This is a genomic window from Acinetobacter sp. ANC_7503 (assembly GCF_056780035.1).
The window spans coordinates 85,223-99,443 of record NZ_JBWYJA010000010.1 but is presented as its reverse complement, the minus strand read 5'-3'; the positions used below and the strand labels follow the sequence as shown (position 1 = coordinate 99,443).

14 protein-coding genes are annotated in these 14,221 nt (G+C 38.3%); 11 read left to right on the top strand and 3 right to left on the bottom strand.

Annotated features, from left to right (window positions below; all coding sequences use genetic code 11):
• The 11 genes from AC1M9M_RS11540 (at position 1) to AC1M9M_RS11490 (ending at position 11,812) form a co-directional block, all read left to right on the top strand.
• A complete protein-coding gene (locus AC1M9M_RS11540; protein ID WP_481596412.1) occupies positions 1–966 on the top strand; it encodes a KpsF/GutQ family sugar-phosphate isomerase in 966 nt (321 codons plus the stop codon).
• 3 nt (positions 967–969) lie between these two features.
• Positions 970–1,509: a KdsC family phosphatase gene (locus AC1M9M_RS11535; protein WP_179999563.1), complete on the top strand. Its 540-nt coding sequence runs from the start codon at positions 970–972 to the stop codon at positions 1,507–1,509.
• A 39-nt stretch (positions 1,510–1,548) separates the two neighbouring features.
• Positions 1,549–2,094 (top strand): LPS export ABC transporter periplasmic protein LptC, encoded by a 546-nt coding sequence (gene lptC, locus AC1M9M_RS11530; protein ID WP_180028221.1) that lies wholly within the window; start codon positions 1,549–1,551, stop codon positions 2,092–2,094.
• A gap of 25 nt (positions 2,095–2,119) precedes the next feature.
• Positions 2,120–2,650: a lipopolysaccharide transport periplasmic protein LptA gene (gene lptA / locus AC1M9M_RS11525; protein WP_373683313.1), complete on the top strand. Its 531-nt coding sequence runs from the start codon at positions 2,120–2,122 to the stop codon at positions 2,648–2,650.
• Positions 2,650–3,396: an LPS export ABC transporter ATP-binding protein gene (gene lptB, locus AC1M9M_RS11520; RefSeq protein WP_481589320.1), complete on the top strand. Its 747-nt coding sequence runs from the start codon at positions 2,650–2,652 to the stop codon at positions 3,394–3,396. The genes lptA and lptB overlap by 1 nt, the downstream gene beginning before the upstream one ends.
• Before the next feature lie 1,425 nt (positions 3,397–4,821).
• The gene (locus AC1M9M_RS11515; protein WP_481596411.1) at positions 4,822–6,228 is read left to right on the top strand and encodes a TolC family outer membrane protein; all 1,407 of its coding nucleotides are present in this window, start codon (positions 4,822–4,824) and stop codon (positions 6,226–6,228) included.
• Positions 6,225–8,360 (top strand): type I secretion system permease/ATPase, encoded by a 2,136-nt coding sequence (locus tag AC1M9M_RS11510; protein ID WP_481587669.1) that lies wholly within the window; start codon positions 6,225–6,227, stop codon positions 8,358–8,360. Before AC1M9M_RS11515 ends, AC1M9M_RS11510 begins: the two co-directional genes overlap by 4 nt.
• Entirely contained in the window at positions 8,357–9,544 is a 1,188-nt protein-coding gene (locus AC1M9M_RS11505; RefSeq protein WP_035266373.1) for an HlyD family type I secretion periplasmic adaptor subunit, read from the top strand. Before AC1M9M_RS11510 ends, AC1M9M_RS11505 begins: the two co-directional genes overlap by 4 nt.
• A gap of 108 nt (positions 9,545–9,652) precedes the next feature.
• Positions 9,653–10,255, top strand: a complete 603-nt coding sequence (locus AC1M9M_RS11500) for an IMPACT family protein (RefSeq protein ID WP_481587668.1) — start codon at positions 9,653–9,655, stop codon at positions 10,253–10,255.
• Positions 10,242–10,859, top strand: a complete 618-nt coding sequence (locus AC1M9M_RS11495; protein ID WP_092767727.1) for a DapH/DapD/GlmU-related protein — start codon at positions 10,242–10,244, stop codon at positions 10,857–10,859. Before AC1M9M_RS11500 ends, AC1M9M_RS11495 begins: the two co-directional genes overlap by 14 nt.
• Positions 10,860–10,969: 110 nt before the next feature.
• Positions 10,970–11,812 carry a universal stress protein gene (locus AC1M9M_RS11490; protein WP_035266378.1) on the top strand — a complete coding sequence of 281 codons (843 nt, stop codon included), beginning with the start codon at positions 10,970–10,972 and terminating at the stop codon, positions 11,810–11,812.
• A gap of 279 nt (positions 11,813–12,091) precedes the next feature.
• On the opposite strand, the gene AC1M9M_RS11485 is transcribed toward AC1M9M_RS11490, so the two are convergent.
• The 3 genes from AC1M9M_RS11485 to fdxA all read right to left on the bottom strand — a co-directional run bounded on the left by AC1M9M_RS11485 (position 12,092) and on the right by fdxA (position 14,067).
• A complete protein-coding gene (locus AC1M9M_RS11485) occupies positions 12,092–12,757 on the bottom strand; it encodes an O-methyltransferase (RefSeq protein WP_035266381.1) in 666 nt (221 codons plus the stop codon).
• Between the two features lie 135 nt (positions 12,758–12,892).
• On the bottom strand, positions 12,893–13,612 hold the full coding sequence (locus AC1M9M_RS11480) for a D-Ala-D-Ala carboxypeptidase family metallohydrolase (protein WP_035266384.1): 720 nt from the start codon (positions 13,610–13,612) through the stop codon (positions 12,893–12,895).
• Positions 13,613–13,743: 131 nt separating this feature from the next.
• The gene (gene fdxA / locus AC1M9M_RS11475) at positions 13,744–14,067 is read right to left on the bottom strand and encodes a ferredoxin FdxA (RefSeq protein ID WP_035266386.1); all 324 of its coding nucleotides are present in this window, start codon (positions 14,065–14,067) and stop codon (positions 13,744–13,746) included.
• Between the last annotated feature and the right edge of the window lie 154 nt (positions 14,068–14,221).

The window sequence follows — 14,221 nt, the reverse complement described above, 5'->3', positions numbered from 1 at the left end:
ATTGATTTTCAAAAGGTTGCAAAGGAAACCTTAGAGATTGAGCGTCAAGCTTTATCGGTACTATCCAGTCAGATTGATGATCGTTTTTCCCAAGCATGTCAAATTATCCTACAGTGTCAAGGTCGTTTAGTGGTCACTGGTATGGGGAAATCTGGTCATATCGGTCGAAAAATGGCTGCAACATTTGCATCAACAGGAACTCCGTCTTTCTTTATGCATCCAGGTGAAGCTGGTCATGGTGATCTCGGGATGTTAGTGCGTGGAGATGTGCTGATCGCGATTTCGAACTCTGGTAAAAGTGATGAAATCATGATGTTAATGCCACTCATCAAACATTTGGGTGTGCCATTGATAACAATTTCAGGTGATGACCGTGGACCAATGCCACAGAACGCTGATGTTGCGCTTACACTTGGTCATATTCAAGAGGCATGCCCATTAGGTTTGGCACCAACTTCAAGCACCACAGCGACTTTAGCTTTAGGTGATGCTTTGGCTGTTGCTTTACTTGAAGCGCGTGGATTTACTGCAAATGATTTTGCCATGTCGCATCCAGCTGGTGCACTCGGTAAGCGATTACTGTTGCATGTTAAACATCTGATGCACGTGGGTGACTCTCTACCAAAAGTTTCACCTGATACACCAATGAATAAAGTTTTATACGAAATATCAAACAAACGTCTCGGATTAACCACAATTGTGGATGAAAATGATGTTCTGTTAGGTATATTTACCGATGGCGACTTGCGACGTCTCATTGATAAGCAACAAGGTTTTGATGTTAATCTTGCTGTATCAAAGGTTATGATTGAAAATCCTCTAACCATTTCACAAGAAGCAAGAGCGGTTGAAGCGCTAGAGCAAATGAATGCTAAAAAAATCAATCAATTTGTAGTAGTCAACGATGCCAAACAAGTGATTGGTGTGATTAGCATGCACGATTTAATTCAAGCTGGGGTAAATTAATTCATGGCATCTTATGTATTGTTAGAACAAGCACGACATATCGAAGCATTGGTTTTGGATGTAGATGGTATTCTAAGTGATGGTTTTGTAACGTTGACGAACTCAGGTGATGAAATTAAGTCATTTGATATTCGTGATGGACTTGGGATGAAACTTGTTCAGCAAGCTGGAATTAAAGTTGTCATTATTACCGGTCGCCAAAGCAATATTGTGACAAAGCGTATGAGTGATCTAGGTGTAGACTTAGTTTATCAGGGGCGTGAAGACAAAGGGACTGCCTTACAGCAAGCTTGTACGCAACTGGGTTTAAAACCAGAAGATTGCTTGTATATGGGGGATGATTGGCCAGATTTATCAGCTTTTGCGATTGCGGGAATGAAAGTAACAGTGCCAAATGGTCATGTTGAAGTTCGTCGTCGTGCAGACCTTGTAACCCAAGCTTATGGTGGTCGTGGCGCTGTGCGTGAAATTTGTGACATGTTATTGTTGTCAAAAGGGGTTTACCATGAACTTCTTGAAAAATATTTGGCTGTAACGCACTAATACGCAGTTGATATGAACGCTGAATATAGTTGATGATTTATGGATACTAAAGTTTTATATATTACTGCTGTTATTGTCGCTGCTATAAGTGGTGGCTATTATTATTACAGCGGTAAAGGGAAAAAATTAGAGGGTTCATCCGCTCAATCGATGACATATTCAGCAAAGAATATTAATCTTTTGCAAACTGATGAAAAAGGCATGCTTTATGTTAAGGCTACAGTGGATGAGCTGAACCAAGATATGAAACAGAAAACATCAAGCTTGCAGAATTTAAATGCCAGCATGTTTACTAATAATGTAGAAGACGCTACGTTTTATGCTAAACAAGCACATGGTTTCAATGACAATGAGAAGATTGTGTTATCTGGAGATGTTGTTGCAACCAAGCAAGGAGAAATGGGCAAAATGGTTTTTCGAACCGATGCGCTTACAGGATATCCAAAAACAAGAAAGCTTGAAACATCTGAGCAAGTTACTGTACAAACACCAAATGCAGATTTTGTCAGCCAAGGCTTAGAAGCAGATTTGAATGAAGGTCAGTACGATTTTAAAAATATTCGAGGAAAGTATGCACCAAACTAAACCTTCTTATTTATCAGGTTCAAAAATGCTTAAAGCAATAGCAATGGTGGCACTCAGTTCTATTTCTGTTATGGCATTTGCATTGCCAAGTGATCGTAATCAACCCATCATGCTTTTAGCTGATCGTGCGACCTATAATGACAAAACAGGTATAACGACCTATGTGGGGAATGTTTCTGTTGAACAAGGTACTTTCAAGTTAAATGCAGCCTCTATAGTTGCTAATCTCAATGCCAATCGCCAAATTAGCTCAGTAAATGCGTCAGGTTCCCCTGCAAAATTCCAACAGCAATTAGAGTCTAAACGTGGCATTGCACGTGGTGAAGCCTCTAAAATTGTATATAACGCTGATACAGGCATTATTACTTTGTCGGGTAATGCATACTTGTATCAAGATGGCGCAAGTATTCGTGGGAACACTTTGCGTTACAGTATGAATAAGGGTGATATCGAAGTTGTAGGTGGTGGCAGTAGTGGCACAGGCAGTTCGAAAGGTCGTGTACAAATTATCATTCCACCTTCTGCCTCAAAATCATTCTCTGGAGTACGTGATTAATGAGTGTCAATGAATCACAAATCCAAACATTAAAAATTAAACATCTTGCCAAAGTTTATAGTAAACGCTGGGTGGTGAAAGATGTTTCATTTAGCATGCAAAGTGGTCAAATTGTGGGTTTGCTTGGACCGAACGGGGCGGGAAAAACGACAAGCTTTTACATGGTAGTCGGACTGGTTCGAATGGATAAAGGTGAAATTCATTTAGATAATCTTGATCTTTCGGACCTTGCAATGCATGAGCGTGCTCGTCATGGAATTGGTTATTTGCCACAAGAGGCTTCAATTTTTCGTAAATTGAGTATTTCAGATAATATTATGGCGATTCTTGAAACGCGCAAGGATCTTAATAAGCAACAACGCAAAGAGAGACTTCAAGAGTTATTAGAAGACTTTAAAATTACACATATTAAAGATTCTTTGGGGATGAGTGTGTCAGGGGGGGAGCGTCGCCGTGCTGAAATCGCTCGAGCATTAGCCGCCGATCCTAAGTTTATGCTCCTTGATGAGCCTTTTGCTGGGGTAGATCCAATTTCTGTAGGTGATATCAAAGACATTATTCGCAATTTAAAAGAACGTGGTATCGGTGTGCTCATTACAGACCATAACGTTCGCGAAACGCTCGCGATTTGTGAGCATGCTTATATAGTTAGTGAAGGATCCGTCATTGCAGAAGGGACCCCAGATCAAGTACTTATGGATGAAACTGTCCGTAAAGTTTATTTAGGTGATGATTTCACAGTTTAAAAAAATAGTGTGATATCTATAAAATAATGTTGTTTTATAGATATTTAGACTGTAAATTAACTCAAACAAATCGTAAGTTTACAATTGACGCAGAAATAATATAAAAATCATTGTAGAATACGATTGATTTTATGTGACGTAGTTCACACTTTTTAATAGAGATTACAAGTGGCTAAACATCAATTAAGTCAGAAGGATATGGGGTATATCACGCTGTTTGCGATCAGTTTATGTGCGACACAAGTACATGCTGAAGATGCAATCGCTCCTCTAGCAATTGACGATACCCAACGTGCACTATCAGCAGAATTACAAAAACCCAAAATCAATTTTAGTTTGGAAAAAAAGACTGTTGAAGATATACCTGAACAGCTTGAAAAGCCACGTTTTAAATTATTCCAATCGAAATCCAAAATCTCGAAAGAGCAAGTGAAAGAACAGGTTCTTGTTCCTAAAGTTATTGAACAAGTTCCTGATTTAGACGACATAGTCGAAAATGAAATTGCTCAAGTTAACACTATACCTTTATCTAATTCGCAGTCTCAGAATGAGTCGAAGGAAAAGACTCAAAAGAAATCTTTCTTTGCATTTGTTAAGCGTGAAAAAGCGGCATCTGAACTAAAAGTATTGCTGCCAAAGGTAAAGCAGGATATTGAAGAGGCTTCAGCGCCAAATGTTCTAAAACCTACTATTTCATCTACTGTACAACCCGCTACTAAAGACACTCGTCAGGTTTTAAAACCGCTTAAACCAACGATCCAAAATCAACTAACAGAATCTTTAATTGACGCGCAACACGCAAAATTACTAGAAAATGAAACATCGGTTTCAGAAGACAAAACAGAAAAACCAAAAAGTAAACTCTTTACATTTATTGGGAATATAGGCAAAGATAAAACTAAGTTGGATGAGGGTCATCACCAAGCTACTGGCAATGTTTCAAATACAAAAGTTTTGACACCGACTTTACAAAAATCGGTGAGTGAATCTTCATTGAAAGTGTCTAGTACACCAAAACCGAAGATTGTTAATGATCAACAAATTAACAGCCAAAACAACTTGCTACAAGCTCCACCTTCAACTGTAGCGAAAGTTGAACATCGCCAAAGTCTTGTATCTAAAGCCAAAGCTTTTTGGCCTTTTAAATCAGGTTCTCATAATAAGTTAGAAACACAGAATGTAATTGAGCGTCCAAACTTGATCGTTCAGCAACCGACTAGTGCTTTGGCTGTAAATAAACCTACAATTGTTTATTCAAAACCAATAGAGCAGAAAGCGAAAATATCTGAACAATCGCAGTCGATTAAGCCAGTTGTAAATATTAAGCCTAAAGCTGATCATGTCGTCTCTGAACAAAAATACAATACGGTGAATGCTGAACCGCAAGCAAAGAAAAAATTCAGTTTAACTGCATTAAAATCAAATATGGATCAGTTTTTTAAACCTAAAGCTGACGATGACTTTAGACAAGTTAAGTTAAATGAACTGAGTGATTTTAGCTTTGATCCTAAACAGGTCGAACAATTGCCTGTGATCACGACACAAGCTTCGCCAAGTGCTCCAGTATCTATGATGCCACTTGTGAATGGGACGGCTGATAAACAAACGTTAAGCTTATACGATGCTATCAAGATCGCAGTAGCGAGACATCCTGAAGTGACACAAAGTGTTTCTTCACTCGCATCACAAAATGCATTTATTGATGTTGCTAAAGCCGGTTATTACCCACAGTTGAGTGCAGGTGTTTCAACTGGAGATATGACTTCAGGAGAAAGAGGGCGTCAATTATTTAATGTCAATGCGACACAACTACTTTTTGACTTTGGTAAACAAAAATCACTAGTTAGTACAGAAGAAGCCAAGTTGCAGTTTAGCCAAGCTCAAGTTCTTGTCACAATTGACCAAATTGCTCTTGAAGTGGCTTCTGCCATCGTGAATATTAAGCGATATGAAGAAATTACACGTATTGCACGTGAGCAAATTGCTGGTATATCACGAATCCGAGAAATTGCTAATTTACGTGCAGAGGCAGGTATCAGCAGTCAGGCCGATCCAATCCAAGCGCAATCATATTATGAATCTGCACAATCAAATTTAATTCTGCAAGAAACACAGCTCAATGTATTTAAACAACGTCTTAGAACTTTGATGGGAACAGATATATCAAAATATAACTGGGAAATTCCTGAGAGTTTAATTAAGGCTTCAGATATTTATTCAGAGCCAAAGTTTAACGAAATTCCGAAAATGATGGCTGCTAAAGCTGAAGTTGATGTTGCAGAATTGGAAAAAAAACAAACTCAATTGAGTCGTTATCCTACGTTAAATGTTAAAGGTACATTAAGTCAAGCAGTCAACGGACGTAATCCGAATAACAATCAAGACGATGGAACAGATAGTTCTATTATGCTTGAAGCAAATAGTACTTTCTTCCAAGGTGGTGCAATTAGTTCACGCAGTCGTGCGGCATCGTTTGCAGAAGAAGCTGCTAAAGCAAAAGTAAATGCAGTTTATTTAGAAACAATTGATGAAATTCGTCGTGCTCAAGAACAAGTTGAAAATAAACAGCGACAAATGAAAGTATTAATTGATCAACAAGCGACATCAGTCAGAACAAAAGAGTTATATCAAGAACAATATAAACTTGGCACTCGTACAGCTGTTGATCTTTTAAATGCTGAGCAAGCGATTCACCGTTCAAATTCAGATATTGAAACGGCACGTTATGATATTTATGAAAACTTAGTTCAATATATTGCCGCTTCTGGTAAGAGCCGCGATGTATATCAACTTAATAATTTGACCATTCAAGGGGTAGAATTGAAACCATGAATACAAGAATAAATTATCAACCATGGTTACAAGGTGTCCTGACGGTTGCACGTCATTATCGAATTGAAACCTCTGCTGAACGTATTCGCTTAGAACTAAATTGGAATCAGAACCAGTCAGTCGATGACATCTTGGCAATTATGACACGCCAAGTAGGTTTGCATGTCCGTAAAGTGGATTTTAGCCCCGATATTTTAAATCCGTGGCGTTTACCGGTATTGGTCGGATTTAAAGATGGGCAAGTTGGCGTCATTGATCGTGCAGATGCACAAGGTAACGCAAGTGTTCAACTGAGCGGTGATGAAGGGTTAGCACAGACATTTTCAGTAGATACATTATTAGATGTCATCGACTCAGTCTATATTTTAAGACCAGAAACCTCAGTACCTGATGCGCGTATTGACGAATACATTAAACCGTACGAAAAAAATTGGTTTTGGGAAATTGTATTACGCGATTGGAAACGCTATATCGATATTATGTTTGCATCATTGCTTGCAAACGTATTAGCACTCGCGACAATCGTATTCTCGATGAATGTGTATGACCGCGTTATTCCAGCACAATCTATTCCAACCTTGTGGGTATTGGCAGGTGGTGTATTACTTGCTGCAATCTTTGAATTCGCATTGAAATACTCACGATTAATTCTTTCAGATATGATTGGTAAGCGTGCGGATTTAAGAGTCTCGGATCGGGTCTTTGGGCATGCTTTACGTATTAAAAATAGTGAACGATCTAAGTCCACGGGAACGTTTATTTCACAAATTCGTGAACTAGAAGGTGTGCGTGAGCTTGTAACATCTACAACAATTACCGCCTTTGCTGATTTACCATTCTTCTTTCTGTTTCTTGGTATTTTTTGGCTTATTGGTGGCAATCTTTTCTGGGTAATTTTGGTGGTTGTGCCGCTGATGATTATTCCAGGGCTTTTGGCGCAAAAAAAATTAGCGCAATTGGCTAAAGAGGGTATGCGTGAGTCATCAATACGAAATGCGATTCTCGTTGAAGCTGTTCAAGGTATTGAAGATATTAAACTGCTACGTGCAGAGTCCCGCTTTCAAAATCAGTGGAATCACATGAATGATGTTTCAGCTTCTATCAGCATGAAACAACGTAAAATTGTAGGCGTATTGAATCTTTGGACACAAAAATTACAGGGATTGACCTTTGCAATTGTAGTATTGGTGGGTTGTTTTGCGGTAATGGATGGAGAAATGACCACCGGTGCGTTGGTGGCATGTTCGATTCTATCATCACGTATGTTAGCGCCAATTGCACAGGTAACTGGTGTTCTTGGTCGTTATCAGCAAGCTAAAACAGCGAAAGAAAGTCTTGATGAATTAATGAGTAAACAGGTTGACCATCCTGAGCGTTCACAATTGATTCAGCGATCAGTACTCGATGGTCATTATGAATTAAATGGTGTGGTCTTTAAATACGGCGAAGAAGATCCTAAACCAAGTGTTGTGATTCCTAAACTTGAAATTAAACCAGGTGAAAAAATTGCGATTCTTGGGCGTAACGGTGCAGGTAAATCGACCATTCTTCAATTACTTTCAGGTATGCAAACTGCAGTTCAAGGTAAAGTACAATTAGATAATATTGATATTACCTTGTTGGATCCATCGGACGTTCGTCGTGACGTAGGTTTGTTGAATCAAAATGCGCACCTATTCTTTGGTACAGTCAGAGAAAATTTAACGTTAGGTGCACCATTAGCTACAGATGATGATTTATTAAAAGCACTTGCAGTAACCGGTGCACTCAACTTCATTCAAGAAAAGAAAGAAGGACTAGATCATATTATTTTAGAAGGTGGTGTCGGCTTCTCAGGTGGACAGCGTCAGGCACTTTTATTGTCAAGACTCCTCATTTGTCAGCCGAATATTCTGTTGTTAGATGAGCCTACAGCTGCGATTGATGATGTATCTGAAAAACAATTAATTGATCATATGAAGAACTGGCTTGGACATCGCACATTGGTTGTGGCAACCCACCGCCGTGCAGTTTTAGAGTTAGTGGATCGAATTATCGTGGTGAATGATGGTCGTATCGTTATGGATGGCCCACGTGATCAAATTTTAAATAATTCTGGCCAGCAACAAGCAAATTCAGGGGCTAAATCATGAGCGAAGAATTAAAACAACAACGTTCATTAAAAGTGTCTCAGTTAGAGCCACCATTACCGAAGGTCAGTATTACGATTTGGATTATTGGTCTGGGTTTGCTTGCACTCATTATTTGGGCAGCTATTTTCAAACTTGAAGAAGTTTCTAATGGTACAGGTAAAGTGGTTCCAACTTCTAAGGAACAAGTGATTCAATCTTTAGAGGGCGGGATTCTAACCAAACTTGAAGTTAAAGAAGGTGATATTGTTGAAAAAGGGCAAACCCTTGCTCAACTTGATCCGACACGATTTGCTTCAAATGTGGGTGAATCAGAATCGTTACTACTATCATCGCAAGCAACAGCTGCGCGTTTACGTGCGGAAGTGAATGGTGGTCCACTGGTATTTCCAGAATCAGTTCAAAAAATTCCAAAATTGGTTGCTGAAGAAACTCAGCTTTATCGTTCTAGACGTGCCAATATGGAAGAATCTATTGCTGGCTTAACGCAAGCACTTACGTTAGTTCAGCAAGAATTGAGAATGACAGAACCGCTTGTTGCCAAAGGTGCTGCGAGTGAAGTTGAAGTTTTACGTTTAAAACGTCAAGCAAATGAATTGACCAACCAAATTAACGATATTCGTAACCAGTACTATGTGCAGGCACGCGAAGAGTTATCTAAGGCGAGCACTGATGTCGAAACTCAACAACAAGTGATCAAAGGTAAATCTGATAGTCTGAATCGTACAATCTTTAAAGCACCAGTCCGCGGTGTGGTAAAAGAAATTGATGTGATGACTTTGGGTGGTGTTATTCCTCAGAATGGTAAGTTGATGACCATTGTCCCTTTAGATGAACAACTTTTAATTGAGGCGCGAATTTCACCGCGTGATATTGCATTTATTCATCCTGGACAGGAAGCTTTAGTTAAAATCACTGCTTACGATTATTCAATCTACGGTGGCTTGAAAGGAGAGGTAACGGTCATTTCTCCTGATACGCTACGTGATGAAGTTAAACAAGATCAGTTTTATTATCGTGTGTATATTCGTACTGATTCAGACAAGCTTTATAACAAAGCTGGGCAAGCTTTCCCAATCACGCCGGGTATGGTATCAACGGTTGATATTAAGACAGGTCAAAAAACGATTCTTGAATACCTGTTGAAACCATTCAATAAGGCGAAGGAAGCGTTACGCGAACGATAATCTTTATTTTTCAGTCTGTTTAAAACCCAATCAATGATCTTTTGATTGGGTTTTTTAATATGATTGAATCACGCATAATGTATTTGAGTTCAATTGTTGTAATTTACCATGCCATTTACTCTTGCTCAGACTTATATATATGAAGAAGATATTAAGAAAAGCCGTTTTCAGGCGATCACCGCACCTGTGGAAAATGAACAGGATGTAAAAGAGTTTTTAAACCAGTATTTTGATGCCTCGACGACCCATCAATGCTGGGCATGGAAAATTGGGCAGCAAGTCCGTTTTAATGATGATGGAGAACCTTCAGGAACAGCTGGAAGACCCATACTTGCAACGATTGAAGGGAATGAGCTCACTAATATTATTGTATTGGTAAACCGCTGGTATGGTGGTATCAAACTCGGAACTGGAGGCTTGGTACGAGCATACGGAGGTGTAGCAGGGCAATGCTTATTACAGGTCGAAAAAATTGAACTCATCGAAAAGAAAACTGTAAATTTTAAATGCCAATTTAATGAGTGGTCGATTTTTCAATATGAGTTAAATCAACAAAAAATTGAATATATTGAGGAATATGTTGACTCTGGGGTGTTGATTACTGCACGTATGCAAATTCATGAAATTGAGCCGTTTAAACTGAAAATCCAAGATGTGACTCGTGGACGTGAGCAATTGAATATAGAGGATGTCGAACGTGACGGAACATGATCCTTTACTCAAGTACCGAGAACAGCATAAACATCGTTTGAATTACATGCCTTGGTTATATTGGTCACTCAAGGCAAAGCATCGTGAATGGGCTGAAGCTTGGCAAAAAGATTATCAAGCCTATTTAATGGACATGGAGACTGTTGAAATTGGAGAAAATTGTTTCATTTCCCCTTTAGCCCATATTTTTGCTGAGCGTGGTCGGAAGATCATTATTGGAGATAATACTTTTATTGCCGCGGATTGTACCTTGCATGGTCCTTTAGAAATTGGGTCTGAAGTCGCCGTTAATCATCATTGTATTTTAGATGGTGGACGCGTTGGGATTAAGATTCATGACCAAGTACGGATCGCAGCTTATTGTCATCTTTATGCATTTGACCATGGCATGAGTTTAGATCAACCTATTTACCAGCAAGCAGTACGCTCAAAAGGCATTGAGATTCATCGTGATGTTTGGTTAGGGGCGCATGTGGGCATTAAAGATGGCGTGACCATACATGAACAGGTGATTGTAGGTATGAATAGTATGGTTACTAAGGATATTCAGGCAAGAGAAGTTGTTGCAGGGAATCCAGCTCAATTTATACGAATGCGTGAATAATTCGTAACGCGAAAGATTGAATTAAATTACATAAACCATGTTCATTTGCCCGAAAGCTATGATAGTTTAAAGAAAAGAACAATCAGACATCATGTCAAAGTGAGGCAATCATGAACCGTGTAATTGCGTGTATTGATTCATCCCCATGTATTCATGCCTTAGCTGAAGCAGCAGCCTGGATTGCGGATCGAACTAAACGTGAGTTAGTCCTTTTACAGGTTTTAGATTACTATCCTGCAAGTTATCATCTGGGTGAAATTAGTGGTGTGATTGGATTTGAAAGTAATGCGATGCTCTTAAAAGAACTCGCGGAATTAGAACAAAAACAAAGTGAATTAGCTTTAGATTATAGTAATAATCTTCTTTCACATATTTCAGAAGTGATTGAAGAAAAATATGGTATTACGCCGATAAAAATTCAAGAAAAAGGCGATTTCCTCGAACAGAGTTTCAATGTTTTAAATGAAAATGATATTGCGATTATTGGTCGAGTAGGTGAGCGCTCCGCGGAAAAACACAAAAGCTTAGGGAGTAATGTAGAGAATTTTATTCGTGGTGCTCGTTGTACGGTTTTAACTGTTGGTGAAACCTTTAAGCCACCAACACGTTTTATTTTCGCCTATGAAGATTCTCAGACTTGTAAAGAAATGATGCATCGTGTTGCTAAAAGTGATTTATTAAGAACACTTCAGTGTCATTTGCTTTATGTGGGTGATCATCCCGAAATTCTTGATATCCCAGCTCAGTATTTACGTGAAGCTGGATTGGATGTGGTTGTTGAATACCGTTTTGGAGATGTCGCTGAGAATATTTTAGATTATCAGCAACAACATCAAATTCAATTAATTGTGCTAGGCGCTTATAGTCGCAGTAAAGTAAAACAATTTTTCTTGGGCAGTATTACGACCAATATATTTAGAAATTCAGTCGTTCCATTGTTGGTTGCTAAATGATCAATCAATTTTGATTAATTTTACTTGATAAATATTGGTTCAACTTTACTGGTAGAAGGTGGATAAATTTTTAGAACAGTAGGGTTTTATGGTTTGATTATTTTATAATCTTTTGATTAAAGCTTATGAAAATCAGGTGTTTGCCATAATATTTTATTTTTATCCACAGGAATACAAACAGGAATCGGGGATAACTTTTTCAGGGCTTTAGTGCAAAAAAAAGGAGTATTCAAATTGATGATTACTCCTTTAAGTGATACTAATGACTAGTATTAAGATTTATTTGACAATCGCCAGTGCAAAACCATCATGTCCTTTACTGCCGACGGTTTGTAATGCTGTACTCGACAATAGTCGAGGATGATTCTGCATAAGGCGGTACATTTCACGAATACCTTCGATGCTTGGTTTGACATTTTTTTCATCCAAAATATCACCAGCGCGAATCACATTATCTAAAAAAATAATGGTACCTGAGCGTGAAAATTTAAGTGATAGTTCTAAATACTCTGGGTAACTTTGTTTATCAGCATCAATAAATATAAAGTCAAATGGCTCAAAATTTTCAGGTAAAGATTTGAGAATATCCGCAGCGCGACCAACTTTTAATTCAACCGTTTGCTTTAATTTCGCATTGTCGATATTTTCTTGACCGAGTGCTGCATGTGTATCACGACCCTCGATCGTGAGAATATATCCATCCTCAGGAAGAGCTCTTGCTAGCCACATGGTGCTATAAGCCGCAAAGGTTCCAAGCTCTAACACACGCTTACACTGATTCATTTGAATCAACATTTGTAATAACATGCCTTGGTTAGCAGCAACTGCTAGATGGTCAGGAAAACCCTTATCAGCTGTATTTTGTAGAGTCTGAGTTAAAATTGGATCTTCTGGCATCAGATGAGATTCAATATAAGCATCAATATCTGACCATTGTTGTTGCATAACTGAGTACCTGTAGGGAGTTCAGTGCATTGTAATCGTTTCGAGTGAATGTGCAAATTTCTGATGCTTTGATGCTGAAAAATCAGTCAAAAAAAAGAGGTCAAAGACCTCTTAATTAAATGTGATCATCTAAAATTAGTAATGGCATAAAGATGTATTTCGAGTCAGATCGGGTCCCCAAGTTCGGTAACCTTGAGTATCAATATGTATTTGACCAGTCGCATACAAACCTAAGCCCATATTTAAGCTTTGACCATAATTTTGCCAAAATTGGCACAATTTAAATTTAGAATTTTCGATGAATGCATAATCTTCAGCCTGAGGAAATTCAGGACCGATTCTGAAATCAATGGCTGAGTTATACAAGTGTCGAGACGAACCTGCGCCACCAGCACACTGATTTAATGGAAGGTCACGATATACAGATGTAACCTCAAAATCAGTTAAAATCCTTGCTGCAACGAGATATTTAAATACTTTCAGTGTTGGTAACTGATTCGACCATAGCTCACGGTTTGGAACCATATATTCAGATTTACCACATTTCTGCCAAGCACGTGCTGATTTAAATAATTCAAAACTTGGGATAATATTGCCAACATTATTACGTTCTAAGTATTGTTCATATTCTCGTGCTTGAGCTTGGTTATTACCTTGCATCAGCCAAACACGATAAGAATTCGGCATGACTTTTGGTCGCGCTGGACGTTCATAGGTTATTTTTTCTTGTGGAATATATATGCGTTGACCATCATTGGTGACGATTGTTCGTCCTTTTTGAGGGGAGGACGTACATCCAATCAATATCAACGATATTGCACTGATTGAGCACAAGCCCTTCAAAATTAATTTCATTATAAATAAATTTTACTAAAGCAAATAAGTTTCTATTTTATGCTAATTGATTATCAAGAATGCGTATAAATTGCAAATAAATGTACCAATTGGGTATAAAAAAGATCAGCCGAAGCTGATCTCTCATTGGATTATTTTTCTAAATATTGCAATTTGTTTGGTTTGCCATTCCATTCTTCACGGTCAGCTGGCTGATCACCAATCTGCGTAATATTTGGCCATTTTTCTGCAAGTTCAGCATTGAGTTCGATAAAGACTTCTTGACCTTCAGGCAGTTCATCTTCCGAGAAAATGGCATTTGCAGGGCATTCAGGCTCACATAACGCGCAGTCAATACACTCATCTGGATTAATGACTAGAAAGTTTGGACCTTCATAGAAACAGTCAACTGGGCAAACTTCTACGCAGTCTTGATACTTACATTTAATACAATTTTCAGTGACAACAAAGGTCATGGCGTCAGCTACCTAAAAAATATGGTTCTAATAACGAATGCTGTATTTTAGGCAAATTGAACGAAACTAACAATTCCTTTTCTTGATATTTAATATAGGGGATGCTACTAAATCAGTAATATTTATGATGAGATCGTACTAATTTGCAAATTCT

Excerpts from the sequence above, each read along its gene's own strand:
- AC1M9M_RS11505 (WP_035266373.1), top strand. The coding sequence starts at position 8,357 with ATGAGCGAAGAATTAAAACAACAACGTTCATTAAAAGTGTCTCAGTTA.
- lptC (WP_180028221.1), top strand. The coding sequence starts at position 1,549 with ATGGATACTAAAGTTTTATATATTACTGCTGTTATTGTCGCTGCTATA.
- lptA (WP_373683313.1), top strand. The coding sequence starts at position 2,120 with ATGCTTAAAGCAATAGCAATGGTGGCACTCAGTTCTATTTCTGTTATG.
- AC1M9M_RS11515 (WP_481596411.1), top strand. The coding sequence starts at position 4,822 with ATGGATCAGTTTTTTAAACCTAAAGCTGACGATGACTTTAGACAAGTT.
- lptB (WP_481589320.1), top strand. The coding sequence starts at position 2,650 with ATGAGTGTCAATGAATCACAAATCCAAACATTAAAAATTAAACATCTT.
- AC1M9M_RS11510 (WP_481587669.1), top strand. The coding sequence starts at position 6,225 with ATGAATACAAGAATAAATTATCAACCATGGTTACAAGGTGTCCTGACG.
- AC1M9M_RS11485 (WP_035266381.1), bottom strand. The coding sequence starts at position 12,757 with ATGCAACAACAATGGTCAGATATTGATGCTTATATTGAATCTCATCTG.
- AC1M9M_RS11535 (WP_179999563.1), top strand. The coding sequence starts at position 970 with ATGGCATCTTATGTATTGTTAGAACAAGCACGACATATCGAAGCATTG.
- AC1M9M_RS11480 (WP_035266384.1), bottom strand. The coding sequence starts at position 13,612 with ATGAAATTAATTTTGAAGGGCTTGTGCTCAATCAGTGCAATATCGTTG.
- fdxA (WP_035266386.1), bottom strand. The coding sequence starts at position 14,067 with ATGACCTTTGTTGTCACTGAAAATTGTATTAAATGTAAGTATCAAGAC.
- AC1M9M_RS11490 (WP_035266378.1), top strand. The coding sequence starts at position 10,970 with ATGAACCGTGTAATTGCGTGTATTGATTCATCCCCATGTATTCATGCC.
- AC1M9M_RS11500 (WP_481587668.1), top strand. The coding sequence starts at position 9,653 with ATGCCATTTACTCTTGCTCAGACTTATATATATGAAGAAGATATTAAG.